The 25789-nt window shown below is 72.2% G+C and carries 22 protein-coding genes; 7 read left to right on the plus strand and 15 right to left on the minus strand.

What is annotated here, in order from left to right; all coding sequences use genetic code 11:
• Window positions 1-58: 58 nt before the first annotated feature.
• The 4 genes from ACIGXO_RS28135 to ACIGXO_RS28150 all read right to left on the minus strand — a co-directional run bounded on the left by ACIGXO_RS28135 (window position 59) and on the right by ACIGXO_RS28150 (window position 4169).
• Window positions 59-805 (minus strand): MIP family channel protein, encoded by a 747-nt coding sequence (locus ACIGXO_RS28135; protein ID WP_399792724.1) that lies wholly within the window; start codon window positions 803-805, stop codon window positions 59-61.
• A gap of 103 nt (window positions 806-908) precedes the next feature.
• On the minus strand, window positions 909-1643 hold the full coding sequence (locus tag ACIGXO_RS28140) for an SseB family protein (protein WP_399792341.1): 735 nt from the start codon (window positions 1641-1643) through the stop codon (window positions 909-911).
• Window positions 1644-1755: 112 nt separating this feature from the next.
• Window positions 1756-2907 carry a type VII secretion-associated serine protease mycosin gene (mycP, locus tag ACIGXO_RS28145; protein WP_399792343.1) on the minus strand — a complete coding sequence of 384 codons (1152 nt, stop codon included), beginning with the start codon at window positions 2905-2907 and terminating at the stop codon, window positions 1756-1758.
• Window positions 2904-4169, minus strand: coding sequence for a hypothetical protein (locus ACIGXO_RS28150; protein ID WP_399792345.1), 1266 nt, complete (start codon window positions 4167-4169; stop codon window positions 2904-2906). The genes mycP and ACIGXO_RS28150 overlap by 4 nt, the downstream gene beginning before the upstream one ends.
• A gap of 226 nt (window positions 4170-4395) precedes the next feature.
• Here ACIGXO_RS28150 and ACIGXO_RS28155 point away from each other — a divergent pair, with 226 nt between their 5' ends.
• Complete coding sequence (locus ACIGXO_RS28155; RefSeq protein ID WP_399792347.1) at window positions 4396-5610, plus strand: amino acid deaminase/aldolase; 1215 nt, start codon at window positions 4396-4398, stop codon at window positions 5608-5610.
• 45 nt (window positions 5611-5655) lie between these two features.
• On the opposite strand, the gene ACIGXO_RS28160 is transcribed toward ACIGXO_RS28155, so the two are convergent.
• From ACIGXO_RS28160 to ACIGXO_RS28180, 5 genes are all read right to left on the minus strand, one after another.
• Window positions 5656-6651 carry a DUF2510 domain-containing protein gene (locus ACIGXO_RS28160; protein WP_399792726.1) on the minus strand — a complete coding sequence of 332 codons (996 nt, stop codon included), beginning with the start codon at window positions 6649-6651 and terminating at the stop codon, window positions 5656-5658.
• A 28-nt stretch (window positions 6652-6679) separates the two neighbouring features.
• The gene (locus ACIGXO_RS28165; RefSeq protein ID WP_399792349.1) at window positions 6680-7987 is read right to left on the minus strand and encodes a haloacid dehalogenase-like hydrolase; all 1308 of its coding nucleotides are present in this window, start codon (window positions 7985-7987) and stop codon (window positions 6680-6682) included.
• A gap of 100 nt (window positions 7988-8087) precedes the next feature.
• The gene (locus ACIGXO_RS28170) at window positions 8088-8885 is read right to left on the minus strand and encodes a 3-oxoacyl-ACP reductase (protein WP_399792351.1); all 798 of its coding nucleotides are present in this window, start codon (window positions 8883-8885) and stop codon (window positions 8088-8090) included.
• A gap of 1 nt (window position 8886) precedes the next feature.
• Window positions 8887-10266 carry an aldehyde dehydrogenase family protein gene (locus ACIGXO_RS28175; protein WP_399792353.1) on the minus strand — a complete coding sequence of 460 codons (1380 nt, stop codon included), beginning with the start codon at window positions 10264-10266 and terminating at the stop codon, window positions 8887-8889.
• A gap of 11 nt (window positions 10267-10277) precedes the next feature.
• The gene (locus ACIGXO_RS28180; RefSeq protein WP_399792355.1) at window positions 10278-11645 is read right to left on the minus strand and encodes a glutamine synthetase family protein; all 1368 of its coding nucleotides are present in this window, start codon (window positions 11643-11645) and stop codon (window positions 10278-10280) included.
• A 73-nt stretch (window positions 11646-11718) separates the two neighbouring features.
• Here ACIGXO_RS28180 and ACIGXO_RS28185 point away from each other — a divergent pair, with 73 nt between their 5' ends.
• From ACIGXO_RS28185 to ACIGXO_RS28195, 3 genes are all read left to right on the plus strand, one after another.
• Window positions 11719-12456, plus strand: a complete 738-nt coding sequence (locus tag ACIGXO_RS28185) for a FadR/GntR family transcriptional regulator (protein WP_399792357.1) — start codon at window positions 11719-11721, stop codon at window positions 12454-12456.
• Between the two features lie 159 nt (window positions 12457-12615).
• On the plus strand, window positions 12616-14085 hold the full coding sequence (gene eat / locus ACIGXO_RS28190; protein WP_399792359.1) for an ethanolamine permease: 1470 nt from the start codon (window positions 12616-12618) through the stop codon (window positions 14083-14085).
• Window positions 14086-14117: 32 nt separating this feature from the next.
• The gene (locus ACIGXO_RS28195; RefSeq protein WP_399792361.1) at window positions 14118-14831 is read left to right on the plus strand and encodes a gamma-glutamyl-gamma-aminobutyrate hydrolase family protein; all 714 of its coding nucleotides are present in this window, start codon (window positions 14118-14120) and stop codon (window positions 14829-14831) included.
• 53 nt (window positions 14832-14884) lie between these two features.
• Here the strand turns inward: ACIGXO_RS28195 and ACIGXO_RS28200 are convergent, their stop codons facing one another.
• The gene (locus tag ACIGXO_RS28200; RefSeq protein ID WP_399792363.1) at window positions 14885-15463 is read right to left on the minus strand and encodes a helix-turn-helix domain-containing protein; all 579 of its coding nucleotides are present in this window, start codon (window positions 15461-15463) and stop codon (window positions 14885-14887) included.
• Window positions 15464-15572: 109 nt separating this feature from the next.
• On the opposite strand from ACIGXO_RS28200, the gene ACIGXO_RS28205 reads away from it, so the two are divergent.
• Both ACIGXO_RS28205 and ACIGXO_RS28210 read left to right on the plus strand, forming a co-directional pair.
• On the plus strand, window positions 15573-16706 hold the full coding sequence (locus ACIGXO_RS28205) for an aryl-sulfate sulfotransferase (protein WP_399792365.1): 1134 nt from the start codon (window positions 15573-15575) through the stop codon (window positions 16704-16706).
• A 3-nt stretch (window positions 16707-16709) separates the two neighbouring features.
• Complete coding sequence (locus ACIGXO_RS28210; RefSeq protein WP_399792367.1) at window positions 16710-18056, plus strand: uracil-xanthine permease family protein; 1347 nt, start codon at window positions 16710-16712, stop codon at window positions 18054-18056.
• Between the two features lie 115 nt (window positions 18057-18171).
• Here ACIGXO_RS28210 and ACIGXO_RS28215 read toward each other — a convergent pair whose 3' ends face one another.
• Both ACIGXO_RS28215 and ACIGXO_RS28220 read right to left on the minus strand, forming a co-directional pair.
• Window positions 18172-18405, minus strand: a complete 234-nt coding sequence (locus ACIGXO_RS28215; protein WP_399792369.1) for a hypothetical protein — start codon at window positions 18403-18405, stop codon at window positions 18172-18174.
• A gap of 29 nt (window positions 18406-18434) precedes the next feature.
• Window positions 18435-19409 carry a LysR family transcriptional regulator gene (locus ACIGXO_RS28220; protein WP_399792371.1) on the minus strand — a complete coding sequence of 325 codons (975 nt, stop codon included), beginning with the start codon at window positions 19407-19409 and terminating at the stop codon, window positions 18435-18437.
• Between the two features lie 70 nt (window positions 19410-19479).
• Here ACIGXO_RS28220 and ACIGXO_RS28225 point away from each other — a divergent pair, with 70 nt between their 5' ends.
• Complete coding sequence (locus tag ACIGXO_RS28225; protein WP_399792373.1) at window positions 19480-20631, plus strand: TDT family transporter; 1152 nt, start codon at window positions 19480-19482, stop codon at window positions 20629-20631.
• Between the two features lie 88 nt (window positions 20632-20719).
• On the opposite strand, the gene ACIGXO_RS28230 is transcribed toward ACIGXO_RS28225, so the two are convergent.
• From ACIGXO_RS28230 to ACIGXO_RS28240, 3 genes are all read right to left on the minus strand, one after another.
• Window positions 20720-21457 carry a helical backbone metal receptor gene (locus ACIGXO_RS28230; protein ID WP_399792375.1) on the minus strand — a complete coding sequence of 246 codons (738 nt, stop codon included), beginning with the start codon at window positions 21455-21457 and terminating at the stop codon, window positions 20720-20722.
• A 115-nt stretch (window positions 21458-21572) separates the two neighbouring features.
• On the minus strand, window positions 21573-24176 hold the full coding sequence (locus ACIGXO_RS28235) for an ABC transporter permease/substrate binding protein (RefSeq protein WP_399792377.1): 2604 nt from the start codon (window positions 24174-24176) through the stop codon (window positions 21573-21575).
• Window positions 24169-25380: a glycine betaine/L-proline ABC transporter ATP-binding protein gene (locus tag ACIGXO_RS28240; protein ID WP_399792380.1), complete on the minus strand. Its 1212-nt coding sequence runs from the start codon at window positions 25378-25380 to the stop codon at window positions 24169-24171. Before ACIGXO_RS28240 ends, ACIGXO_RS28235 begins: the two co-directional genes overlap by 8 nt.
• Window positions 25381-25789 lie beyond the last annotated feature (409 nt).

Raw genomic sequence — 25789 nt, forward strand, 5'->3', positions numbered from 1 at the left:
TCATGACGGTGGCCCCCTGATCCGCGGATCGGGGGGCCACCGTCATGTCATGGGGCGCTCAGAGGGCCGAGCGTTCGTCGGCCGGCGGTTCCCTGTCGGCCGGGGGACGCAGTGGGCTGTACGGGGTGTGGGTGAGCCGGTGGGCCAGGGCCGCCAGCACGCCGCCGATCAGCGGCGCGACGATGAACAGCCACAGCTGGGAGAGCGCGCCGCCGCCCGCGAAGAGCGCCGGGCCGAAGCTCCGCGCCGGGTTCACGGACGTACCGGTGAGCGGGATGCCGATGAGGTGGATGGTGGCCAGCGCGATGCCGATGGCCAGGCCGTCGAAGCCGACCAGGGCCACCTTGTGGGTGACCGCGAGGACCACGAAGACCAGCAGGAACGTGAGCACGATCTCGGCGACGAACGCGCCGCCGAGATTGATGTGCACCGCCGAGCGGTCTTCGAAGCCGTTGCTGCCGAAGGCGCCGTCGGTCTTCAGGCCCGGCACCTGCTTGGCCACCAGGAAGAGCAGCGCGGCGCCGACGATGCCGCCCAGCAGCTGGGCGATCCAGTACTCGACGGCCGTACGGACGGTGATGCGGTGGGCCACCAGCATCCCGAGCGTCACCGCGGGATTGACGTGGCAGCCGGAGATGGGGCCGAGCGCGTAGGCCAGGGCCAGCAGTGTGAAGCCGAAGGACAGGGCGATGCCGAAGGTCCCGATGTACTCCCCGGCCAGCACGGCAGCGCCGACCGCGAAGAACACCAGGAGCAGCGTGCCGAGGAACTCGGCTACGACCGAGCGGGTCTCCGGGGTGTCCATGGAGGGGCCTTCCTCGAAGGGATCTTGCACCTGCTGCGATTGTGCGTCCGTCCCGAGGTCCCCGCCTGTTGAAGCGCCGCCCGAAGCGCCTGGTGGCGGCCGGTCAGCGGCTGAAGAGCGGCTCGCCCCGCGGGGCCGCGTCCGGCGCCAGGAGGGCCAGGTCGAGGCCCTTCACCAGGCGCTCGCGCAGCACGTCGTCCGAGGCCAGAGCGGTGGCCAGGCGCTGCGCGACCTCCCCGGCGGGGGCGTCGGGGGCGAGTCCGAGGGCGAGCGTGGCATCGGTGTCGGCGGACGGCGCCAGATGGGCGACCCGCACCCCCGGCTCGTTCGCGAGGACCGCGCGCAGCGCCTCGGTGACGGCGGGGTCGGCGAGCGGGTCGACGGTGGTCCGGCCCTCGGCGAGGGCGCGCAGGGCCGCGCCGGTCAGCGGGTACGTCACGGGGCCCGCGACGTCCACGACGATCGTGTCGGCCTTCTCGTGGGAGGCGGCGAGCAGCGCCTGCTGGAGCGGTACGGCGACGGGGCGGGCGTCCGGGCGCCAGCGGTGCAGGGACTCGATGGACGTGAAGGCGGGGAGCGCGCGGCGGCCGTCCGGGGCCTGCAGTGTCGGCACGGCCATGTCGCTGGTCTTCTCGCGCTGGAGCCCGTCCGGGCCGGTCTCCACCTCTCCCAGCAGGGCCACCACCGGTACGAGCAGCCGGGCGCCGCGGAGGGCCGCGAGCAGGCGCGGCTCGGCGGCGCGGTCGGCGGACCAGGCGGCGAGGGCCGCGGTCAGCTCGGGGTCGGCGGTGCCGTCGTCGTCGGAGAAGCCGGGGTCCGGGATGTTCTTCAGCGTCACGCTTTGAGCCTATCGGCAGGGGGCGGGCGGGCTTGGGCGGGTGCCCAGCGGTTCTGTGCGTCGGGGTGCGCCCCGGTGACGGTGTCCTCAATCGCCGGACGGGCTGGGTTTGTCAGGTGCGGCGCCGCCACAGGATCACTGCAGCCGCCACCAGGGCCGCGCCCGCGGCCGTGGCCGTCCAGGGGAGCCAGGAGCCGCCGGGGCCGCCGGGGGAATCGGTCGGGCCGGAGCCGAAGTAGCGCTTGCTGTACGTGGCGCGGTTGTCGGTCACGGGCTCGGCGGGGGCGCCCTTCTTGATGGCCGCCGCGGGGTCCACAAGGCCGGCGCCGAGGTCGTCGTTGCGGCCGTGGGCGGGGCTGTCCTGGGCGGTCTCGGTGAGGAGCTGCTTGATCTCGGCGGGCCGGAGGCCGGGGTGGGCAGCGCGTACCAGGGCGACCGCGCCCGAGACGTACGCGGCGGCGGCGCTCGTGCCCCAGCCCTCGTAGTACTTGCGGTCCGGGTTGGCGATGACGACGTCGACGCCGGGGGCGCTGACCGTGGCGTACCAGCGGCGGGTGGAGAAGCGGGCGCGGGTGCCGTAGCGGTCCACCGCGGTCACGGCGATCACGCCGGGGTAGGCCGCCGGGTAGGAGACGTGGTCGCCCTGCTGGCCGCCGTTGCCCGCCGAGGCGACGACCGGGACGCCCTTGCTCAGCGCGTACTGGACGGCGGCGTCCTCGCGCGGCTCCGGGTGCGCCGAGTCGCTGTCGTCGCCGAGGGAGAGGTTGATGACGTCGGCGCCGTGGTCGACGGCCCAGCGGATGCCGTCGGCGAGGGCGTTGGCGCGCTCGGTGCGGGCCCTCTTCCGCTCCGGGTCGGCGTCTTCGAGGATCACGCGGACGGGGAGGATCTTCGCCTCGGGCGCGATGCCGAGCACGCCGTCGGAGTGGCCGTGGCCGTGCCCGGCGATGATCCCGGACATCGCCGTGCCGTGGTCCGCCCAGGTCTTGTCGCCGCGCTCGGCGCCGAAGCCGATCAGGTCCTTGCCGGGGAGCACCTGGCCTTCGAGGTCGGGGTGGGTGGCGTCCACGCCGGTGTCGAGGACGGCGACCGTGATGCCGTCCCCCTTGGTGGTCCCCCAGGCATCCTCGACGTGCAGGGCGTCCAGCGCCCATTCCTGCGTGCGGATGCCGTCGGCCTGCGCGGGCGGGGCCGTGAGGGCCACCACGGCGGCGGTCAGGGCGACGGCGAGCGCGCGGGGCGTGTGACGGGAGGCGCGCGTCATCCGTCCGCCTCGCTGACCTTGGCCAGCTGCGTGCGGAAGGCGCGTTCGATGCCGTCCGCGACCCCGGCGGCGTCGTGGCCGAGCCCCGCCTGGGCGGGCGCCGAGGTGGCGCCGGTACGGGTGGCCTCGTCGGCCGGCCGCGGGTCGGGCACCGCGCGGCCGTCGGCGAAGCCGGCGACCGCGTAGACGACGAAGGGCGCGTCGGCCAGTACCTGGACGCTCCAGCTGGCGCGCTGGTCCGGCCCGAACTCCGCGGCGGGGGTGCCGGGGACGGTGTACGGGCGGGGCATCAGGTCGCGGCGGCCGGCCAGCCGCTCGGTGCTGAACCGCTTGTTCAGGGCGCGCATCCCGGTGAGGTCGGTCCTGGTGGTGACCACCCCGACGGTGATCACGCTGCTGTGGGTCGCGTCCACGTAGTCCGCGCGCAGCAGGCGCTTGCAGCCGGCCGGGGCCAGCGCCTTGGCCAGCAGCGGGTCGAACGCCTTGGTGCAGCCGCTGTCGGGCGCGACCGCGATCCGGTGCCAGGTGCGGTCGGCGCCGCCCGGACCGGCGGCCGTGCCGTGCAGCGTCTGAGGGAAGAGGGTGCGCACGGGGACGCTGTGCCACAGGTCGCGGGCGTCGGTGAACGCGGCGGCCGCCGCCTGGTCCCCGCCCGGTCCCCCGGCGAGCCAGCTGCCGGCCGCCGCCCCGCCGATGAGGCCGAGCCCGAGGACGAGGCAGGCAGCGGCGGCGGCCGTCCGCAGCGTGTGACGGCGCGACGTGGCGGGCACGGGCTGCCCGGGGACGGTCGGTGCCGCGGCGGGCTGCCCGGCGACGGGCTGCGGCGCGGCGGCCGGCGCGGGGACCCCGAGCGGCCCCTTCTCCGGGGGCAGCGGCGTGCGCGATGCGGCGCGCTGCTTCTGGGGGGACGTTTCCGCCGGCGACGGTCCGGCCGGCCGCGCGGTCGGTGCGGCCTTCTTGGCCGGTGCCTTGGCGCCCTTCGCCCCGTGCCAGCTGGCCGCGCCCTGGGCGAGATGGAAGGAGGCGGTGTCCCGGTAGCCGGGCGGCGCCGGACGGCTGGGCTTCGGCGGGACCGCGGGCCGGGGCGGGATGGCAGTGGTGTCGCTGTCCGGTGCGGATGCTCCGCGGGTGTCCGGTGCGGACTCTTCGCGGGCGGCGCCCGGAGCGGTGGTGCCCGAAGCGGCGACGGCCGGCCGGTACGGCGGTGGCGGAGGTATCGGGGGCAGGCGGCGCGGGCCGGCGTAGTTCGCTTCGGTGCTCACCCGCGCTCCCCCTCGCGCAGTTCGGCCCCGTGCCCGGGCGGCGTGCGGGGCGGGACGTATGTGGATCAGACCTGGTGCCGCGGGTTTGCGGGCCGCAGCCTGCGCCACTTTACGGGCACTCGCGCCCCAGGCCGCAACTCGTGTCCGGTACCTGCCCCCTCGGTGTGTCCGGTCTGTCGCGATCTCTCCCCTACCCTGCGGTAATGCGGTCTGGCAGGCTGCCGTCATGCACCGGCTGACCTCCGAACCCCATGCTCTCGGGGCCCGTTACGACCGGGCCACCGCTCATCTCGACGCACCGCTCGCCGTCGTGGACCTCGCGGCGTTCGATGCCAACGCCGCGGATCTCGTGCGGCGCGCGCACGGCAAGCCGGTGCGGGTGGCGAGCAAGTCCGTGCGCTGCCGCGCCCTGCTGGAACGCGTACTGGCCCGGGACGGGTTCGCCGGGATCATGAGCTTCACGCTCGCGGAGTCGCTCTGGCTGGCCCGCTCCGGCTTCCACGACGTCCTGCTGGCCTATCCGTCGGCGGACCGGGCCGCGTTCGCCGAGCTGGCGGACGATCCGAAGCTGGCCGCCGCGGTGACGGTACTGGTCGACGACGTGGCGCAACTGGAGTTGATCGACGCAGCGCGGGCCGGCGGCCGGGCGGAGATCCGGGTGTGCCTGGAGCTGGACACGTCCTTCCGGACGGGCGGCGGCCGGGTACGGGTGGGGGCGCGCCGCTCGCCGCTCCGCGACCCCGCACAACTGGCTGAATTCGCACGGCTGGTGGCGCGCCGACCGGGCTTCAAGGTCGTCGGCCTGATGGCGTACGAGGGGCATGTGGCGGGCGTGGGGGACGCGGTGGCGGGGCGGCCGCTCTTCTCCCGTTCGGTGCGCGTGATGCAGGCCGCGGCGCGCAAGGAGCTGGCGCGGCGGCGCTGGGAGGCGGTGCGCGCCGTCCGGGCCGAGGCGCCGGACCTGGAGTTCGTCAACGGCGGCGGGACGGGCAGCGTGCAGCACACCGCGGCGGAGGCGGCGGTGACGGAGGTCGCGGCCGGTTCGGGGCTGTACGTGCCGCGGCTGTTCGACAACTTCCGTTCGTTCAGCGGGCGCCCCGCTGCGCTGTTCGCGATGCCGGTCGTCCGGCGGCCGGGGCCCGGCGTGGTGACCGTACTGGGCGGCGGCTATCCCGCGTCCGGCGCGGCGGGCCCCGACCGGCTGCCGGAGCCGTACCTGCCGGAAGGGCTGGCGTACGACCCGCAGGAAGGGGCCGGCGAGGTGCAGACACCGCTGCTGGGCGCGGCCGCCGACCGGCTGCGGATCGGCGACAAGGTGTGGTTCCGGCACGCCAAGGCCGGTGAGCTGTGCGAGCGTTTCGACGCGCTGCGGCTGGTGGACGGTGACCGGGTGGTCGCGACCGTACCGACGTACCGGGGCGAGGGGCAGACGTTCCTGTAAGGCGCGGTACGGGGCGGTACCCGGAGACGGGCCGCCCCGTGCGCGTCACACCGTCGGCTTGATGCCGTCGAGGATCTTGTCCATGGCGGCGAGCGGCGGGGCCTCGCCGCCGACGTCGAAGTTGAAGCGGAGGACGACCATCGAGCCGGAGCCGCCGGGCGAGGGGAAGGCGACGGACTGGGCGATGCCGTCCGGGCCCTTCTTGTTGGTGACCTTCCAGCGCACCAGGTAGCCCTGCTGCCCCGCGACGGTCACCTTCTCCGACTTCAGCTCCTCGTGGTGCTCGATGCCGCCGTAGCGGTCCTTGTCGCCGTACGAGCCCTTGCCGTACGTCGCCTCGATGTTCTTCTCGATGTCGGCCTTGGCGACGCCCCGGGCCGTGGTCTCGGAGAAGCCGGCCGCGGTCTCGGAGAGGACCCTGCCGCGCAGGCACTGCTTGGACTCCTCGCCCTTGCAGTTGTAGGGCCCGGTGTAGAAGTCGGTCTCCCGGCTGAAGTCGTCCTTGTGCCAGCCGTCCGGCACCGGGATGGCGATGCTGTTCAGGGCGTCGAGGAGGGTGTTCTCGTCCTCGGTGGGGGCCGGCTCGGGCGCCGCCGAGGTGGTGGCGGGCTCGGGCGACGGCGTGTCGCTCGCCTTCGACGTCGGGGCGGGCTTCGGGTCGTCGTGCGGCGCGCCGCCGCCCGTGACGAGGGCGATGCCGACGACGGCGGCGGCCACGACGACCGCGGCACCGGCGATCGCGGCGATCATCGGGCCGCGCTTCCTGCCACCGCCGTCCTGGCCGGGACCGCCGGACTGTACGGGCCCGAACCCGCCCGGCGCGCCCTGCGGGTACCCGTAGCCGGGCTGCTGCTGCGCCTGCTGCGGATACCCGTAGGCGCCGGGCGTCGTGTCCTGTTGCGGATAGCCGTACGCCGCCGGTCCCGCGGCCTGTGCCGCGCGGGTGTGGTCGGTCCACGCCGAGCCGTCCCACCAGCGTTCGGGCGCGGGACCGTTGCCTGTGTGCCCCGGGTCTGGATACCAGCCCGGCGGTGTCGTCATGCTCACGCCGGACACTGTATGGCCGGAATCAGCCGCCGTACACACGGTCCCGCTGGTCGGACACCACGCTGCCGTCGGCGCGGCGCACCGGTCCGAAACCGCCCTCGGGCTTGTTGTACGCCGCGGTGGAGCACGGGTACGCACCGGACTTGCGCGGCAGCGGCTCGATGAACATGGGGTTGACCACCCAGCGTCCGTCGGCGTTGTCGTAGGCCCGGCACATGACCTCGTTCTTGTTGCGGTTCAGCACGAGGTGCGCGCCGGTGGCGTCGCCGACGAAGGTGACGTCGGTGTCCGCGTCGCCGCCGCCGAGCGCGATGCGGTGCGTGAAGTCCTGCTGCTGCCACGCCTTGGGGCCCTTGACGCCGAAGATGTCCTGGTTGACCCAGCAGCGCTTGCCGTCGATGTACGGGATGGCCTCGCCCTTGTTGTCACCGACGCCGCCGCAGCCCTCGTTCTCGTACGTGATGCGGCCCTGCTCGTCGAGGACGCTGCGGATGGCGATGGTGTGCTTCCTGTCGACGCCGATGCCCTTCGACCAGACCTCGGTGACCGGCTCGGACCCGGCGGAGACGATGTACACGTCGAAGCCGGCGCGCTGGAGGGTGCGGACCAGGTCGCGCTGCTGGTCGTAGTAGCGCACGTAACCGGGGACGGTGTGGCTGCCGACCTTGTCCTCGCTGCCGACCGGCGCGGCGAGGACGTGCTTGCGCGCGGCCGCGGCGTAGGAGCTCAGCTCGGCGACGGTGTGGCCGGCGAACAGCTGCGGGATCCAGGCGTACTGGGGCACGGTGCGCCGGTGGTTCCAGGTGCCCGCGAAGGCCGCGGCGCCGTCGTGGGTCTTCGCCTCGTCGCGGATGGCGAAGATCTCGTCGGCGCAGGCGGTGTTGGTGGAGGTGGGCAGCGGCGCGCCGACGGGGACGTCGGTGCCGCACGCCTTGGTCAGGGCGCGGTCGGCGGCCGGGGTGAGCCACTTGCTGGTGTCGCGCCAGTGCGCCGGGCGGAGGATCTTGTCGTGGTTCAGGGACCAGACGAGCGTCGCGTCCGTGACGTCGTTCTTGGTGATCGTGTTGTCCCAGTCGAAGGCGGCGACCGGGCGCTGTCCGCGGCCGTTGCCGTGGGCGAGCTCCGGGTGCGAGCAGACGCCGCGTTCGTCGATGGTGCGCTGGAGCTTGTCGCGGTTGGTGCCGTACCACTTCAGGCTCTGCGACAGCTGCGGGCAGCCGGCCTGCGGGGTCTTCGGGGCGGCCGGGGTGGCGGTCGCGGGCGCGGCGGCCGCCAGGGCCGCGGTGACGGCCAGGGCCAGGGCCGGTGCGAGGGTGTGCCGGATGCGCATACGTCCTCCTTGACGGGTGCGGGCCGGAGCGCTGAACGACGCCGGGGCCGACAGCCCGCGCTGCCGGCCCCGGCCATGATCGGGACCTTACCCGTGGTGCTTACACAGGGGTGACATACGCTCCGGCGATGCCGCCGTCGACCAGGAATTCGGACGCGTTGACGAAGGACGAGTCGTCGCTGGCGAGGAAGGCGACCGCGGCGGCCATCTCCTCGGGCTCGGCGAACCGGCCCACGGGCACGTGCACCAGTCGGCGCGCCGCGCGCTCCGGGTCCTTGGCGAACAGCTCCTTGAGCAGGGGGGTGTTCACGGGCCCGGGGCAGAGCGCGTTCACCCGGATGCCCTCGCGGGCGAACTGCACGCCCAGCTCGCGGGACATCGACAGCACGCCGCCCTTGGACGCGGTGTAGCTGATCTGGGAGGTGGCGGCGCCCATGACGGCGACGAAGGAGGCGGTGTTGATGATGGAGCCCTTGCCCTGGCGCTGCATGTACGGGAGGGCGTACTTGCAGCACAGGTAGACCGAGGTGAGGTTGACCTCCTGGACCCGCTTCCAGGCGTCCAGCCCGGTGGTGAGGATGGAGTCGTCGTCGGGCGGCGAGATGCCGGCGTTGTTGAAGGCGACGTCGACCGAGCCGTAGGTGTCGTACGCGGTCTTGAACAGCGCCTCGACCTGACCCTCGTCGGTGACGTCGACCTGGACGAAGAGCCCGCCGACCTCGGCCGCCGCGGCCTTGCCCGCACTCTCGTCGATGTCGGCGCAGACGACGTTGGCGCCTTCGGAGGCGAGGCGGCGGGCGGTGGCCAGGCCGATGCCGCTGCCGGCACCGGTGATCACGGCGGTACGGCCGACCAGTCGGCGGCACACGGCGGTCGTCTCGGCGTTCTGGTCGGTCATGTCACTGCTCCTCGGAACTGATCTCGGTGCTGATGAAGACGTTCTTGGTCTCGGTGAAGGCGGCGAGCGCGTCGGGGCCCAGCTCCCGGCCCAGCCCTGACTGCTTGTAGCCGCCGAACGGGGTCCAGTAGCGGACGCTGCTGTGCGAGTTGACGGAGAGGTTCCCGGCGGCGACCGCACCGGAGACGCGCAGCGCCCGGCCCACGTCGCGGGTCCAGATCGAGCCGGAGAGGCCGTAGTCGGTGGCATTGGCGAGCCGTACGGCCTCGGCCTCGTCCTCGAAGGGCAGGACGACGGCGACCGGGCCGAAGATCTCCTCGACGGCGGCGCGGTCGTCCGGGCGGCCCTCCAGGACGGTCGCCGGGTACCAGAAGCCCTTGCCCGCGGGCGCCTCGCCGCGGATGGCGACCGGGGCGCCGTCGGGGACGTAGGACCGTACGCGCTCGCGCTGGGCCGCGGAGATCAGCGGGCCCATGCCGGTGGCGGGGTCGGCCGGGTCGCCGACGGTGACGGCCTTGACCGCGGGCTCCAGCAGTTCCAGGAACCGGTCGTACACGGACCGCTGGACGAGGATGCGGCTGCGGGCGCAGCAGTCCTGTCCGGTGTTGTCGAGGAAGGAGCCGGGCGCGGCGGCCGCGGCCTTCTCGATGTCGGCGTCGGCGAAGACGATGTTGGGGCTCTTGCCGCCGAGTTCGAGGGTCACCCGCTTCACGCTGTCGGCGCACTTGGCCATGATCTGCTTGCCGACGCCGGTGGAGCCGGTGAAGACGACCTTGGCGACGCCGGGGTGCTCGACCAGCGCGCTGCCCGCGACGGGGCCGGCGCCGGGGAGTACCTGGAAGAGGCCCTCGGGGAGGCCCGCCGCGAGGCCCAGCTCGGCGAGGCGGAGGGCGGTGAGCGGGGTGGTCTCGGCGGGCTTGAGGAGGACGGCGTTGCCCGCGGCGAGCGCGGGTGCGGTGCCCCAGGCCGCGATGGGCATCGGGAAGTTCCACGGCGCGATGACGGCGACGACGCCGAGCGGCTCGTGGAGCGTGAGGTTGAGGCCGCCGGCGACCGGGATCTGCGCGCCGGTCAGCCGCTCGATGCCGCCGGCCGCGTATTCGAGCAGGTCGCGGGCGTTGCCGGCCTCCCAGCGCGCGTTGCCGACCGGGTGGCCCGCCTCCCGTACCTCCAGCTGGGCGAGCTCTTCGAGGTGGGTGTCGACGGTGGCGGCGAAGCGGCGCAGCAGCCGGGCGCGGTCGCCGGGCGCGAGCGCCGCCCACTGCGCCTGGGCCTTGGCGGCCCGTGCGACGGCGGCGTCGACCTCGGCGGGGGTGGTGGCCGGGACGGTCGCGATGACCTCTTCGGTGGCCGGGTTCAGGATCTGGTGCTCGGAGGGCAAGTGACTGGTCCTCACATGCGTTCGAAGGAGCGGAACCGCTCCCAGTCGGTCACGGCGGAGTCGTAGGCGTCGAGTTCCACCCGGGCCATGTGGAGGTAGTGCTCGACGACCTCGTCACCGAAGGCGGCACGCGCGATCGGGCTCTGCTCCCACAGGTCTGCGGCCTCGCGGAGGGTGGTCGGCACGTGCTCCGCGTCGCCGGTGTACGCGTTGCCGGTACAGGCGTCCGGCAGCTCCAGCTTGTGCTCTATGCCGTACAGCCCGGCCGCGACCATGCCGGCCACCGCGAGGTAGGGGTTCACGTCGCCGCCGGGGAGGCGGTTCTCGAAGCGGTGGGCGTGGCCGTGGCCGATGACGCGGAGGGCGCAGGTGCGGTTGTCCGGGCCCCAGGCGACCGCGGTGGGCGCGAAGGAACCGGGCCGGAAGCGCTTGTAGGAGTTGATGTTCGGCGCGTACAGCAGCGTGAAGTCGCGCATCGCGGCGATCTGCCCGGCGAGGAAGTGCCGCATCAGCGGCGACATGCCGTACTCGCCGTCCGCGTCGGCCAGCACGGGGGCGCCGTCCTCGTCGCGCAGCGAGAGGTGGATGTGGCAGGAGTTGCCCTCGCGCTCGTCGTACTTCGCCATGAAGGTGAGCGCCATGCCCTCCTGGGCCGCGATCTCCTTGGCGCCGGTCTTGTAGACGGCGTGCTGGTCGCAGGTGGTGAGCGCCTCGTCGTAGCGGAAGGCGATCTCGTGCTGGCCGAGGTTGCACTCGCCCTTGGCGGACTCCACGGTCATGCCGGCCGCGCCCATCTCGTTGCGGATGCGGCGCAGCAGCGGCTCGACCCGGCTCGTACCGAGGACGGAGTAGTCGACGTTGTAGAGGTTCGCCGGGCTCATGTCCCGGTAGCCGCGCCGCCACGCGTCCTCGTAGGTGTCCTTGAAGACCATGAACTCCAGCTCGGTACCGGCGTACGCGCGCCAGCCGCGCTCGGCGAGCCGGTCCAGCTGGCGGCGGAGGATCTGCCGCGGGGAGGCGACGACGGGGGTGCCGTCGTGCCAGGCGAGGTCGGCGGTGAGCAGCGCGGTACCGGGGCTCCAGGGCGTGCGGCGCAGCGTGGCGGTGTCACCGTGCATGCAGAAGTCGCCGTAGCCGCGCTCCCAGGAGGACATGGCGTAACCGTCGACGGTGTTGAGGTCGACGTCCACGGCGAGCAGGTAGTTGCAGCCCTCCGAGCCGTGCGCCAGCACATCATCGAGGAAGAAACGGGCCGCGAACCGCTTCCCCTGGAGCCTGCCTTGCATATCGGTGAAGGCGAGGACGACAGTGTCGATCTCCCCGGTGTCGACGAGCCTTCTCAGCTCCTCGACCGAGAGCGGGGGCGTGCGGTCTGCCACGGTGGTGCCTCCTGTCGCTGCGTCCGGAGGTCATAAGGTAGGCACACGAACCATTGGTTGGGAAGGGGTAGCGGTGGACGGAGCGGCGGACCGGCTGGCGCCGGTGCTGCGCCCGGTGCGGGCGGGCAACGGGTTCGAGGAGGCGCTGGAGCAGATACTCCAGATCGTGCGGCTGGGGCTGGTGCCCCGGGGCGAGCGACTGCCGGCCGAACGCGAACTGGCCGAGCGGCTGCAGATCAGCCGGGTCACCCTGCGCGAGGTGCTGAAGGTGCTGCAGGACGAGGGGCTGGTGGTCAGCAGGCGCGGGCGGTACGGCGGGACATTCGTGCGGGAGCGCGTGGAGACGCCCGGCGAGGACGAGCTGCGCCGCCGCATCGCACAGGTCGACGTCGAGGACACGCTGCGGTTCCGCGAGGTGCTGGAGGTGGGCGCGGCCGGGCTGTGCGCCGGGTACGGGCTGGACGGGGAGCAGGCGGAGCGGCTGCGCGCGGCGCTGGCCGCCACGCACGACGCGCCGCTCTCGGACTACCGGCGGCGGGACACGCTGCTGCATCTGACGCTGGCCGAGCTGTCGGGCTCGGCCACGCTCGCCGCGCAGTACGCGGCCGTCCGGGCGACCGTGAACGACCTGCTGGACTGCATCCCGCTGCTGGTACGGAACCTGGAACACTCCCAGGCGCAGCACACCGCGCTGGTGGAGGCCGTGCTGGAGGGCGACGCGGACGGGGCTCGCGAGGTGATGCGGGAGCACTGCTGCGGCACGGCGGCCCTGCTGCGCGGCTTCCTCACGGGGACGCCGCCGGCGCCGTGACCCCGCACGGGACGGCCCGCGGCGCGGTGGTCCTCACCGGCCCGCCACCCGCCCCGTAACCGTTCCTTTACGGCACGGGTCTTGCGCCGGAGCGGTCCGCGCGACAAAGGTATGGCGCTAAACCTTTACCCGCCCGATGACCCGAGGCAGGAGCGGCTCATGGCCGACAGCACGGAACCGCGCACCGCACCGCCCACTCCCCCGCCACCCGGGGCCGCGCCCGATGACGCCTACCTGGAGAAGCGCTCGCTGCGCCGGGGCAGCGCCGGACCGCTGCTGCTCACGGGCCTGGGCGTCGCGTACGTCGTCTCCGGCGACTTCTCCGGCTGGAACAACGGCCTGGCCCAGGGCGGCTTCGGCGGCCTGGCGCTGGCGGCGCTGCTGATGGGCGTGATGTACACCTGCCTGGTCTTCGCCCTCGCCGAGCTGGCGTCCGTGCTGCCCACGGCGGGCGGCGGCTACGGCTTCGCGCGCCGCGCGCTCGGCACCTGGGGCGGCTTCCTGACCGGTACCGCCATCCTCATCGAGTACGTCCTCGCGCCCGCCGCGATCGCCATCTTCATCGGCGACTACGTCGAGTCCCTCGGCCTCTTCGGACTGACGTCCTCCTGGCCGGTCTACCTGGCCTGCTTCGTCATCTTCATCGGCATCCACCTCTGGGGCGTCGGCGAGGCACTGCGCTTCAGCCTGGTCGTCACCGCGATCGCGGTGGCCGCGCTGGTCGTCTTCGCACTCGCCGCGGTCACCGACTTCCACGTGAGCGCGCTCAACGACATCCCGGCCGACAAGAACGCCTTCGGCGCCTCCTCCTGGCTGCCCTTCGGGATACTCGGCATCTGGGCGGCGTTCCCCTTCGGCATGTGGTTCTTCCTCGGCGTCGAGGGCGTACCGCTGGCCGCCGAGGAGACCAGGGACCCGGCGCGGACGCTGCCCAAGGCCATGGCCGCCGCGATCGGCGTCCTGCTCCTCCTCGCCCTGGTCACCTTCCTCACCGCGACCGGAGCGCGCGGCGCCGCCGCGCTCCAGTCCGTCGGCGACCCGCTGGTCCAGGCGCTGCAGCCGCACGGCGAGCCCACCGTCACCTCCCGCATCGTCAACTACGCGGGCCTGGCCGGCCTGGTCGCCTCCTTCTTCTCCCTGATCTACGCCGGCTCCCGCCAGCTCTTCGCCCTCTCCCGGGCCGGCTACCTGCCCCGCTTCCTCTCCCTCACCAGCCGCCGCAAGGCCCCCTACCTGGGACTTCTCGTCCCCGGCGCGCTGGGCTTCGCGCTGGCGGCCGGCACCGGCGACGGCGCCCGCATGCTGAACGTCGCGGTCTTCGGCGCCACCATCTCCTACGCCCTGATGGCCCTCTCCCACATCGTCCTGCGCCGCCGCGAGCCGGACCTGCCGCGCCCGTACCGCACCCCCGGCGGCGCCGTGACCTCCGCCCTCGCCTTCGTCCTCGCCTGCTCGGCCCTGGTGGCAACGTTCCTCGTCGATGTCACGGCCGCCGTCATCGCCCTGGGCGTGTACGCGGTGGCGCTGGCGTACTTCGCGCTGTACTCGCGCCACCGGCTGGTCGCGGCCGCTCCCGAGGAGGAGTTCGCTGCGCTGGCTGCGGCGGAGGCCGAACTCGACCGCGACTGACCGTCCACCCCTCGTACCGACCGGAGGTTCCCTTGTCCAAGCCGCTCATCGGCATCAGCACGTACCTGGAGGCCGAGGCCCGCTGGGGCGTGTGGACGCTCCCGGCCGCACTTCTGCCGGCCGGCTACCACCGCCTAGTCCAGAACTCCGGCGGCCTCGCCGCCATGCTGCCGCCGCACGAGCCGGACCTCGACCGGGACGAGGCCCGGGAGGCCGCGGCCACCGTCGTCACCCGGCTGGACGGCATCGTGATCGCCGGCGGTCCGGACGTCCGCCCGGACCGCTACGACGCCGAGACCGACCCCCGCACCGGCCCGCCCGCCCTCGCCCGCGACGCCTGGGAGCTCGCCCTCATCGACGCGGCCATCGACTCGGCCACGCCCCTGCTCGGCATCTGCCGCGGCATGCAGCTCCTGAACGTCGCGCTGGGCGGCACGCTCCACCAGCACATCGAGGGCCACGGCGGGCCACCCGGCGTCTTCGATCACCACAAGGTCACCGCCGTGGCGGACAGCCGGCTCGCCGGCATCCTTCCCGAGCCGGTCTCCGTACCGACGTACCACCACCAGTCCGTCGACCGGCTCGGCCGCGGAGTGCTGGCCTCCGCGTACGCCGAGGACGGCACGGTCGAGGCGCTCGAACTGCCGGACGCGCCGGCCTTCACGCTGGGCGTGCAGTGGCACCCCGAGGCAGGCACGGACACCCGCGTCATGGAGGCCCTGGTGGCCGCGGCCACCACCCACTGACGCCGCCAGACGTCGTCACTGACGCAACGCCAGACGCCGTCACTGACGCAACGTCAGAGCCCGATGTCGTCCGCCACCCCCACCAGCAGCACCCGCGTGCCCGCCTCCCGGGCACGCCACCGGTGCGTCACCCCGCCCGTGCAGTAGAGCGTGTCGCCGCGGCCCAGCTCGTACCGCTCCCCCTCGGCCTCCGCCTCCACGGTCCCCTCGACTACGTACAGCAGCTCGTCGTTCGGGTGCCGGAACTCCCGCCCCCACTCATGCGCGCCGGTGAACTCCAGCGCGTGCAGCTGCTGCTGACCGCGGACCAGCGGCCGCACCGTGCCCGCCGCGCCGTCCTCCAGCGCGGCCCCGGTCTCCGCGCGCACCACGTCGACCGCCCGCCGGTCCTCCGCCGCGCCGAGCAGCTGCACCGCCGTCGTGCCCAGCGCGTCGGCGATGCGCTGGAGCGAGCGCATGCTGGGGCGCGCCCGGTCGTTCTCCACCTGGCTCAGGAAGGGCTTGGACAGGTCGGTACGGGCCGCCAGCTCGGCGAGCGTGAGGTCCAGCGCGCGGCGGCGCCGCCGCACCGCCCGCCCGACCTGCGGCGCTTCCTCGTGCGTCACCCGATGCACCTCCTGATCTTCACGCATCCTCCATACCCTCTCCCCTTTATCGCCACGTTCACAGCGTTGCCACATGCAGCCTCTAGCCTCGAACCTGTTTGACGTCATCAAACAAAGTTTGAAGAGGGGTACCGCCATGACCGCTGTCGATCAAAACACACGCCGCCGCCGCGGCACCGGCCTGCTCGCCCTCGACGAGGACGCCGCGTACCCCGGTTACACGCTCTACGCGCCGCTCACCGGCACCGGCGAGGTCTACCTCGTCGACCTGCACGGCGAGGTCGTCCACCAGTGGAACCTCCCCTACCGCCCTGGCCGGCACGCCCGCATCCTGCCCAACGGCAACCTGGCCTACAACGGCGTGCTCCCGGACCAGGAAGCGCTGTTCCCGATGTGGCACAAGTACCGCGGCGGCGTGATGCAGGAGGTCGCCCCCGACGGCACCGTCGTCCGCGAACACATCGACCCGCTCCAGCACCACGACGCGCACCACATAGGTGACGGCCGGATCCTCTACACCGCACTGGAGCCGCTGACCGGCGAGCACGCGGCCGCGGTACGCGGCGGCGTCCCCGGCTCCGAACCGACGACCGCCGACGGCCCGACCGTCTGGGCCGACACCATCAAGGAGGTCGACGCGGACGGTACCGAACTGTGGTCCTGGCGAGTCGCCGACCACCTCGACCGCGACGAATACCCCCTCCACCCCGACTACTCCCGCGAGCACTACCCGCTCATCAACGCCGTCCTCCCGCTCGCCGACGGCAACATCCTGGCAAGCCTCCGCAGCGCCTCAGCAGTCATCATCATCAGCCGCGAGACCGGCGAGATCATCTGGCGCACCGAGCCCGGGATCGTCTCCCAACAGCACAACCCCACCGAACTCCCCAACGGCAACATCCTCATCTTCGACAACGGCGTCTTCCGCCCGCACTGGGACGTCCCCTTCTCCCGCGTCATCGAGGTCGAACGGTCCTCCGGAAAGATCGCCTGGGAGTACCACGACCCCGCCCGCGAAGCCTTCTTCGCCCCCTTCATGGGCAGCGCCCAGCGCCTCCCCAACGGCAACACCCTGATCTGCGACTCCCCCGCCGGCCGGATCTTCGAGGTCACCGCCGACGGGTACCTCTGCTGGGAGTACGTCGTCCCGCACTTCGGCGGCTACCGCGAGCCGGAGGTCGGCCGGATCTTCCCGGCCCAGCACAACGCCCTGTTCCGCGCGTACCGTTACGGCGCCGAGGAACTGCCCTGGCTGCCGGGTCGGGGATGAGCCGTGGCCGCCCCCGCCGGCACCACCCGTACCGGAGGCGACGCCCCTGACGGACCGTCCGGCCCCGACGGCCGGCCGGTCCACCCGGTGGACGAACGCCTCCCGTTGCTCCGGCTCCTTCCCCTGGCCGCGCAGCACGTCCTCGCGATGCTCGCGGCCCCGGTCTCCACCGCGTTCCTGATCGCCACCGGCCTCGGGCTGCCCCCCGACCGCACGGCGGCCCTCCTCAGCGCGACACTCGTCCTGTGCGGGGCGGGGGCGTTGCTGCAGTCCTTCGGGGTCCTGCGGATCGGCGCCCGGCTACCGTTCATGATGCTGCCGGGCGGCGCGGCGGTAGCCATCTTCCTCCAGATCGCCGACCAGCACGGCCCGGCCACGGCATCCGGAGCCGTCCTCATCTCCGCAGCCTTCCTCCTCGCCATCCTCCCCCTCTACCGCCACATCGTCCGCTTCTTCCCACCCGTCGTCCTGGGCACCACCGTCCTCCTCATCGGCGTCAACATGGTCAACGTCACCGCGCCGATGATCGCCCACGACACCTGGCTGGCCCTGGTCACCATCGGCGCCACCGCCCTCTGTTATCTCGTACTGCCCGGCGTATGGCGCCAGATGTCGGTACTGGCAGGCATAGCAACAGGCACCGCAACCGCCCTCCTGACCGGCACCGGAATGAACACCGTCCCCGACGGCGGCCCCTTCCTCGCCCTCCCCCACCCCTTCCCCTACGGCGCCCCCCACTTCGACCTCCTCGCCGCCATCCCCCTCATCGTCTTCACCCTCGCCTCCCTCGCCGAGGCCACCGGGCAGACGGTGCTCAACAGCGAGGCGGTGGGCCGCGAACCGGACCCCGCCCGCGACGTCCCCCGCACGGTCCGCGCCGACGCCCTCACCTCCCTCGCCGCGGGCCTGCTGGGCACCTCCATCATGGTGACCAGCGCGGAGAACATCGGCATCGTCCAACTCACCCGAGTCCGCAGCCGCTTCGTCACCGCCGGCGCCGGCCTGCTCCTCGTCCTGATCGGCCTCCTCGCCCCGGTCTCCCGCCTGCTGGCCACCCTCCCGACCCCGGTCGTCGGCGGCGCGGGCCTGGTCATCTACGCGGTAATCGCCGCCATGGGCATCAGCATGCTCCGCCGCACCGACACCTCCGAGGGCCCCCTCACCACCGTCATAGCCCTCACCCTCCTGGCCGGCCTACTCCCCATCCTCGCCCCGGACCTGTACACCCCCCTCCCCACCTGGGCCCGCACCCTCTTCGGCAGCGGCGTACCAGCGGGGGCAATCACGGCGGTGATACTCACGGCACTCTTCACGAGGCACCGAGAGGGGGCTGCACAGGACCTGCCGTGACTGTCCCGTGGGCCCACCAGCTCTCCTGCCCGCGGGAAACCGCAGGCAGGAGGTTTGGGCGTGCGGACTTGCACTGCCTTCCCCTGGGCGACTGGTATGCCTTTGGCCGGCCCGGCTATTCGGCCGGCGGCTCCTCCGCCACCTCGACGTCGACGTCGGCGTACTGCGCGGACATCTCGGTCCATCGGTAGTCCCAGGTCATGCGACTCCGCACTGTACTTACGCTGCCATCCAGCAACTCCGCCTTGGCAGCTCCCACGGCAGCATTGACGACAGCTTCGTAGGCGCCCTTGATCCGCTGCGAATTGATCCTGCGATCGCTCATCTCGAACTCGAACGTCACCGTCATGGCGTGAAGGGAGCTTGAGGCAAAAGAGCTCACCCCACCCCCCGAGTCAACCCCAGCAACTCCCTCGCCGGCCCCGAAGGTCGTTGCCCCGCTGGCCACACCGCTCGGAGGTCGCGGCCCAGGCGGATTCCCGGTACCGGGACTTCCACCAACCTCCGGGCCGCCAGTTCCTCGCCGACCGCGAGTTCGCTGAGGACCGATGGGCCCGCGCCGCTGACTGCTGCGGCTTTTACCGCGGTGGTGGAGGCCAGTTCGAGGAGTGGGGGTGCTAGGGGGCCGCAGGCGGCCAGGGCTGCGTCGAGGACCTGGCGGGTGCCTGAGCCGTGTTCGCGGAGGATCAGTGGCGTGCTCGCCAGCTCGCGGCCTGTCAATGGGGCGCGGCGGCGGGACCAGGGGTGGGTGGGGGCGGCTACGACCACCAGGCGGTCGTGGGCGATGACCGCGCCGTCCAGGCCGGGCGGTATGTCCAGGCCCTCGACGAAGCCGAGGTCGGCCTCGCCGGAGAGGACGCGTTCCGCGACCACTGCGGAGTTGCCCGCGAAGAGGGATACCGCGGTGTCCGGGCGCTGGGTGCGCAGGGCGATGAGCCAGCCGGGGAGCAAGTACTCGGCGATGGTCATGCTCGCGGTCACGCGGAGGCGGGAGTCGCGGCGGCCCCGGAGCGCCTGCGCGCCCGCGTCGAACGCCTCGGCCGCCTCCACGATGCGCCGGGCCCAGTCCGTGACGAGCGCGCCCGCGTCCGTGAGGCGGGAGCCGCGCGGCGAGCGCTCCACCAGGCCGACGCCCAACTGCCGCTCCATGGAACGGATTCGGCTGCTCGCCGCGGGCTGAGAGATGCCCAGTTCCTTGGCGGCCCGGCCCAGGCTGCCCAGCCGGGCCACGGCGAGCAGCAGCTCCAGTGCGGCCAGGTCCGGTACGCGGTACGCCAGCCGGCCCTCGTGCGCCCCTGCCCCTTCCGCCGCACCGTTCCCCCCGTTACCCGGTCTCCGCTCCACTTCACTCATAAACCCAGCTTATGCCCTCATAGACCTGATGTCCCTGGTGGGAGCGGGCGCATGACGGAACTCTGGAGGCATGGCTACCCTCGCGCAACCTCGCTCCCGCCCGGCGGGCCCCCGGACGGACCCCCATGGCCGCACCCGCGGCTCGGTGCGGCATCTCGGCCCCAACTGGTACGCCGCCGTCATGGGCACGGCGATCATCGCCAACGCCGGCGCCACGCTCCCGGTGCGGTCCGGCCTGCTGCACACCGCGTACGAGGGCGTCTGGGCGCTGTCGGCCGTCATGCTGGTCGCCCTGCTCGGCGCCCGCACCGCGCACTGGATCCGCCACACCGACCAGGCCAGGGCGCATCTGCTCGACCCGATGGTGGCGCCGTTCTACGGCTGTCTGGCGATGGCCCTGCTGGCAGTCGGCGGCGGCACGCTCGCCGTCGGGAAGGATGTGATCGGCACGTCCGCGGCGGTGGCCGTCGACGGTGTGCTGTGGGTCGCGGGGACCGTGGTCGGCCTGGTCGCGGCCGCGGCCATCCCGTACCTGATGGTGACCCGGCACCGGATCGACGCGGGGACGGCCTCCCCCGCCTGGCTGCTGCCGATCGTCGCCCCGATGGTCTCCGCGGCCATCGGCCCCGGTCTGATCCCGCACCTCCCCGCCGGCCAGTGGCGCGATGCGATGCTGCTGAGCTGCTACGGGATGTTCGGCCTGTCGCTGCTGACCGTGCTCGCGATGCTGCCGCTGGTGCTCTCGCGGCTGATCCACCACGGGCCGCTGCCGCTCGCCGCGACCCCCGCGCTGATCCTCGTGCTCGGCCCGCTCGGCCAGTCCACGACCGCGGTGAGCAACCTCGCGAACGCCGCGCCCGCCGCCGGCTCCTCCTACGCCGACGCGATGACCGCCTTCTCCGTGCTGTACGGCGTGCCGGTCATGGGCTTCGCGCTGCTGTGGCTGGGGCTGTCCGCCGCGATGGTGGTCCGTGCCTTCCGCGGCGGGATGCGCTTCTCGATGACCTGGTGGGCCTTCACCTTCCCCATCGGTACCTGCGTCACCGGCGCGGCCGGGCTGGCCGGCCACACCGGGCTGGCACTGTACGACTGGCTCACCGTCGGGCTGTACCTGCTCCTGGTGGCAGGCTGGCTGACCGCCTTCGTGTGCACCGCGCGCGGTCTCTTCCGCGGCACGCTCCTCGCGCCGCCCGCCTCGGCCCCGGCCCCGAAGGCCGTCTGAGAGCCACCGCTCCGAAAGGACCCGGCTCCAGGCCCCGGCCCGACTCCCACCAAGACCCGGCGGTGCACTCCGGTGCACCGCCGTCCCGCTATGCCGCCGCCTCCAGCGCCGCCCGCAGCACACCGGGCGCCTCGGCCAACGACGGCCCGTACCAGGTGAGATGGCGCCCGCTGACCAGCGCGGCGGGCACCCCGGGAAAGGACTCGGGCCCGTCGTCGGCGGCGAAGCGGTACGGCTCGTCGGGGAGCACGACGAGGTCGGCGCCGCGGCGGTTCAGCTCGTCCAGGGGGATCTTCGGGTAACGCTCGGCGTGGTCCGCGTAAAGGTTCCGTACGCCCAGCCGGGCCAGCAGGTCGCCCGCGAAGGTGTCCCGGCCCAGCACCATCCAGGGGCGCCGCCAGATGGGTACGACGGCGGCCGACCGCGGCTCCCCGGCCGGCAGTTCCCGCCACGCCGTCTCCGCCGCGTCCAGCCACTCCGGCCGGGCCAGCCCGCAGCCGCGCACGAGGACGCGGTCCAGTTCGCGGAACGCCTGCGGCAGCTCGCGGACCTCGGTGACCAGCACGTTCAGGCCCGCGGCGCGCAGCGCGGCGAGGTCGGCCGGGCGGTTCTCCTCCTCGTTGGCGATCACGAGGTCGGGGGCGAGGGCGGCGATCCGCGCGGTGTCGGGGTTCTTGGTGCCGCCGATGCGCGGCACGTCCAGGCCGGCCGGGTGGCTGCACCAGTCCGTGACGCCCGCGAGCAGCTCCGGCGCGGTGACGGCGACCGCCTCGGTCAGGGACGGGACGAGCGAGACCACCTTGCGTACGGCAGCGTGAGAGGTCATCGCCCCACGGTATGCCCCGAGAGCCCACACGCGGACGGGCCCCGCCACCGAACCGCGGTGGCGGGGCCCGTTCCGGAAACGGCGACCGGTCAGTACCGGTACGGCGTCACGTGTGTCACTTCACCGGGGCCATCTCATCGACGATGCCCGGGTGCGCGTCGACCCACTTCTTGACGCCTTCCTCCTCATGGCCGGTGCCGGCCTCGTTGATGGCCGCTTCCAGACTGGCCAGCTCATCGGGCTTCATGTGCCAGTTCTTGAGCCAGTTGCTGAACTCCCCGTACTTCTTCGGGAACTTCTTGTTCGCGACCGTCTTGATCTGGTTGTTGGCGCCCCAGGTGCCCTTCGGGTCCTTGAGCTTGGTCAGGGGGTACTTGTCGTACGCCCAGTGCGGCGACCACAGGACGACCGCGATCGGCTCCTTCTTGCCGATCGCCCGCTCCAGCTCGGCGAGCATGGCGCTGGTACCGGCCTCGGTGACCTTCATGTCCTCCAGGCCGTAGGCGGGCAGGACCTTGCTCTTCAGGCGCTTCATCTCACCGGTGCCCGGCTCGATGCCGATGATCTTGCCCTTGAACTTGTCCTTGTGCTCGCGCAGGTCGTCCATGGTCTTCACGCCCTTCACATAGGAAGGCACCGCGATCTCCAGGGACGTCTTGTCGTACCACGCACCGAGGTCGACCAGATCGTTCTTGTACTTGTCCCAGTACTGCTTCTGCGCGACCGGCAGCCAGGCGTCCGTCTCCACGTCGACCTGGCCGGTGGACAGCCCGGTCCACATCGGACCCACGTCGAGGTTGCGCATCTTCGGCTTGTAGCCGCGCTGCTCCAGGACGTACTTCCACAGGAACGAGGTGGCGATGCCCTCGTCCCAGGACGGGTAGCCGATGTTCGGCGCGGCGCCCGCGTCCTTGCCCTTGGCGTACGAGCCCGGCGCGGGGGCCAGCTTGTCGGCCATGCCCGGGTTCTTCTTCAGCCAGGCGCGGACACCGTCCTGCTCGTGCCCCTTGCCGGCGTCCTGGATCGCCGCTTCCAGGCTGGTGAGCTGCTTCTCGTCCAGGTGGAAGTTCTTCATCCAGGAGGCGACCTGCGGCTCGTCCTTGGCGAAGCCCTTGCGGCCCAGCGCGTGGATGCCGTCACCGGAGCCGAAGGAGCCCTTGGGGTCCTTGAGCTTGGTCAGCTTGTGCTTGCTGTAGGCCCAGTGCGGGGACCACAGGGTCACCGCGACCGGCTTCTTGGCCTTGATGGAGCGGTCCAGCTCGGCCAGCATCGAGGAGGTGCTGGACTGCTGGAGCTTGTACTCGCCGTCCAGGCCGTAGTCCTTGAGGACCTTGTCCTTGACGATCTTCATCTCGCCGGCGCCCGGCTCGATGCCGACGATCTTGCCGCCGAACTCCTTGCCCTTGCCCTTGAGGTCGTCGAGCGTCTTCACGCCCTTGACGTAGGACGGTACGGCGATCTCCAGCGAGGTCTTGTCGTACCAGGCGCCGTAGTCCTCGAGCTTGTTCTTGTACTTCTTCCAGTACGACTCGTGCGTCACCGGCAGCCAGGAGTTGGTCTGCACGTCGATGTCGCCCTGGGCCTGGCCCGTGTAGAGCGCGCCGGCCTCCAGGGCCTGCGCCTTGGGCTTGAAGCCGCGCTGCTCCAGCAGCTCCTTCCACAGGTACGTGGTGGCCTTGCCCTCGTCCCAGTTGACGTAGCCGAGGTTGATCTGACGGCCGTCACCGATGCCGGCAGCGGCGTCGCCGCCCTTGCTGCCGAAGGCGTTCATGCCGCCGGCGGCCAGCGCGAGCACGACCACACCGGTCATCGCGAGCGAGGTCGCCGGGCGCCACTGCAGGAACTTCAGGCCGCCGAGCGCGGCCTGCGCCTTGGCCAGCGCGCGCCGGCCGAGCGGCGAGACCCGCTGGTTCAGGGCGCCGGTCATGCGGTCCAGGTACATCGCGAGGATGACCACCGCGAGACCGGCCTCGGTGCCCAGGCCCACGTCGACGGAGCTGATCGCGTCGTAGACGGAGGAGCCCAGACCGCCGCCGCCGACCATGCCGGCGATGACGACCATGGACAGCGCCAGCATGATGACCTGGTTGATACCGGCCATGATCGTGGGCAGCGCGAGCGGGATCTGCACGCGGAAGAGCGTGCGGCGCGGGTGCGTACCGAACGCGTCGGCCGCCTCCACCAGCTCCTCGTCGACCTGCCGGATGCCCAGCTCGGTCATGCGGACGGCGGGCGGCATGGCGAAGACGATGGTCGCCACGATGCCGGGGACCACGCCGAGGCCGAAGAAGAGGATGCCCGGGATGAGGTACACCATCGCCGGCATCGTCTGCATCAGGTCCAGCACCGGGCGCACCGCGCCACTGACCGCGCGGTTGCGGGCGGCCCAGATGCCCAGCGGCACCGAGATGACCACGATGACCAGGCAGGCCACCAGGACCAGGGAGAGACTCTCCATCGTGGTGTCCCACTGCTCGATCGAGTCGATCAGTGCGAAACCGAGGAAGGTCAGTACCGCGGCGAGGAAGCCGCGCAGCCACCAGGCGAGCACCGCGAGGATGCCCGCGAGGAACAGGGGCTCCGGCGCGGCGAGCACCATGTGGAAGAAGCCGTACACGGCGTTGAGCACGTGCGTGATGAAGCCGAAGAGCCAGTCGACGTTCGACTGCAGCCACTTGACGGCCGCGGCGGCCCACGTGCCGATTTCGATCCTAGGCACCGGCGATCACCTTGCTCTCGTCGGCGTCCTTGCCGTCCGTGTCCTCGGCCGCTCCGTCCGCGGACTGCTCGTCCGCGGGCTTCTTGTCCTCGGCGGCGGGCTGCGCCGGTACTCCGGCGACGGCGTCCTGGGCCTGCGGCTCGGGCTCGCCGAGCGCGGCCATCAGCTGCTGCGCCGGTACCGCGCCGACGAGCTCACCGGCCGCGTCGGTCACGGCGACCGGGACCTGGCTGGACGAGCAGGGCGCGAACAGGTCGACGAGCGGGGTGTCCTTGGTGACCGTGGCGGGCGCCGCGGCGCTGAACTGCTCGGCGGTGGATATCTCCGTACCGTCGGCGTCCTTGCCGCCCAGCACCGACGCCACGTCCGTCATGATCGCGCCGGCGGTGAGCACCCGGGTGCGGTCGACGTCCTGGATGAAGGACGCGACGTAGTCGTTGGACGGCCGTACGAGGATGTCCTCGGCGGTGCCGTTCTGGACGATCTCACCGTCGCGCATGACGGCGATCCGGTCGCCGAGCCGCATGGCCTCGTTCAGGTCATGGGTGATGAAGACGATGGTCTTCTTCAGCGTCTTCTGCAGCTCCAGCAGCTGGTCCTGCATGTCACGGCGGATCAGCGGGTCCAGCGCGCTGAAGGACTCGTCCATCAGCAGCAGGTCCGCGTCGGTCGCCAGCGCGCGGGCCAGGCCCACCCGCTGCTGCATGCCGCCGGACAGCTCGTCGGGCCAGGACTTCTCCCAGCCCTTCAGGCCCGCGAGCTCCAGCGCCTCATGGGCGCGCTTCTGGCGCTCGGCCTTCGGTACGCCCTGGACCTCCAGGCCGTACGCGGCGTTCTCCAGAACGCTGCGGTGCGGGAAGAGCGCGAAGTGCTGGAAGACCATGGAGATCTTCTGGGAACGGACCCGGCGCAGCTCTTTCGCGCTGAGCGTGGTCAGGTCCTGGCCGTCGAACCGCACGCTGCCCGCGGTCGGCTCCAGCAGCCCGTTCAGCATGCGCAGCAGCGTGGACTTGCCGGAACCCGACAGACCCATGACGACGAAGATCTGGCCCTCGTCCACGGTGAACGACGCGTCGATCACCGCTGCCGTCGTACCCTCTGCGCGCAGCTCGTCGCGGGTCGCCCCGTTCTCGAGTTTCCGCACGGCGTCGTCGGGTCGTCTGCCGAACACTTTGTACAGGTGCTCGGCTTGCAGCCTGGACACATACACCTCTCAGGTCGAACCAAGGTACGGCCCGTCCCAGCCATGGGTGATCCCCAGGCCGAAAGGCTGGGGAGGGGCCGTGGAGCGGTACGGCTTCGGTCCGTCTGCGCCGGGAAAAGAAAAAGTTGAATTCCTTACCGGTTCCGCTCCGGATGCGCGCCTGCCCCTCTTTATTCACTCCAAACACAACAGTGACTCGCCTCACAAGTGGCACGCGTTTGACGCGGGATCACACGCGACCCGTACACGTCGGCTCGCGACCCATTCGCGACTCACGGCGCGCGGGGGTGCACGTCCGGCCTGGTCAGGGCGCATGTCCAACCCTGCCGGCGGCGCACGTCCGACCGTGCCGGTGGCGCACGTCCGACCGTGCCGGCGGCGGACGTCCGGTCCGTCGTGGCGTCCGTCC

Origin of the sequence: Streptomyces sp. NPDC053542 (assembly GCF_044544685.1) — a bacterium.
Classification (GTDB): domain Bacteria; phylum Actinomycetota; class Actinomycetes; order Streptomycetales; family Streptomycetaceae; genus Streptomyces.